Genomic DNA, 1,443 nt, shown 5'->3' with positions numbered 1-1,443 from the left:
TAAAAAAGCGCAAAAAATCACTTCCTGTGCTATACTGTAATTGAAATTTTTTAGTTTTGGCGTTAGACCTGTTTCCTCAGTCCTAGCGCCTTTTCTTTTTGATAAGTCTGCTTGGTGGAGAGTAGTTTGTAAATGATTCTAAGAATCTTATGAGCACAAGCAATAATCGCCTTCATCTTGCTTCCTCTTTGGGAAATTCGATTGTAAAAAGAAGAAAAAGCTGGATCCTTAGAATGTGCTGCAATTAATCCCGACATGGTCAAAGCCTGCTTGATATATCGATTTCCTTGCATGATGTGTGAGGATTTTTTTATGCCAGCACTTTCATAAGATCCTGGGCAGAGCCCAGCCCAAGAAGCTAAGTGTGCGTCCGATTGAAAAGCCTTCACATCTGGTCCAATCTCAGCTAAAATAGTGGCTGCACAATTTTCACTCACACCAGGAATGGTTTGAAGTAACCTATTTTCCTCAGGGGAACTCCTTTTCAATGTAGTGTTGAATTTCATTTGTCAATTTTTCAATGAGTTCCTGATACATCCTATATTCCTCTAAGCTCTGATCTAAGAGGAAGCGGTCTTCTAGTGATAACTTTCCTTCCATCGCTTCAACGAGTTCTTCTGGACTTGCTTTCACTCGTTTATAAATACAAGGGGTAACAGATTCTACATCAATTGTTTCTCCGTTAATGAATAATTTTAAAAGTGCTTGCCCTGTCTTAGAAAAAATATCAGAAAGATAACTGGTTAGCTTGATATTGGCACGTTGTAAGAGATTGTGAATTTCATTTTTGACTTGAGTTTGACGTTGCTTGTAAGAACGCATGCGACGTGTCAGTAAACGAAGCTGTACCACTTCAGGAGCAGGGATATAGGAAGGTTCAATCAGTCCACAACGGCCTAGTTGAGCAATCCATTCGGCATCTTTCATGTCTGTTTTCCGACCAGGTACATTCTTGATATGTTGAGGATTGGCAAGTACTAAAATGAGATCAGAATCTGAAAAGATATTAAAGAGAGGGAGCCAATATTGCCCAGTACTTTCAAAAAAGACATGTGTGACATGGTTTTCTATAATCCAATCTAAGGCATTGTGAAGAGCTACAGTAGTTGTCCCAAATTTCTTCTGAATTTTCTTTGGTTTATTGGTATCTAGTGGACCATCTAGAATACAACAAACGATAGACTTTTGGTGGACATCAATGCCACAACACGTTTCAATCATGACTTCCATTACAAAAACCTCCTGTTAACACTATTGAACAATAGAACAAGAGGCTACTAGTAATTTTATTTTCATGCTCAAGGCATATTCGAGTTATCTCATGACTCTTGTTCATCCAGTTTTTTGTACAGGCTAGGAAAAGCCCTATTAAAGACCACAGATTTGTATTGTTCATTTTTATTATAAGCAGAACAGCATTTTCTGTCACGAGTTAGCAGGCAT

Annotated in this window: 2 protein-coding genes; both read right to left on the bottom strand. The window is 38.2% G+C overall.

All coding sequences use genetic code 11. The features are described 5' to 3' along the window. Positions 1-62: 62 nt before the first annotated feature. Entirely contained in the window at positions 63-506 is a 444-nt protein-coding gene (locus tag O3670_RS10915) for a transposase (RefSeq protein WP_371596172.1), read from the bottom strand. Then, positions 469-1,230, bottom strand: coding sequence for an IS110 family RNA-guided transposase (locus O3670_RS10910; RefSeq protein ID WP_371596171.1), 762 nt, complete (start codon positions 1,228-1,230; stop codon positions 469-471). Before O3670_RS10910 ends, O3670_RS10915 begins: the two co-directional genes overlap by 38 nt. Positions 1,231-1,443: the final 213 nt, after the last annotated feature.

Origin of the sequence: Streptococcus sp. 27098_8_74 (genome assembly GCF_041431705.1) — a bacterium.
GTDB lineage: Bacteria > Bacillota > Bacilli > Lactobacillales > Streptococcaceae > Streptococcus > Streptococcus salivarius_E.
This window is presented reverse-complemented; position numbering and strand designations above follow the sequence as displayed.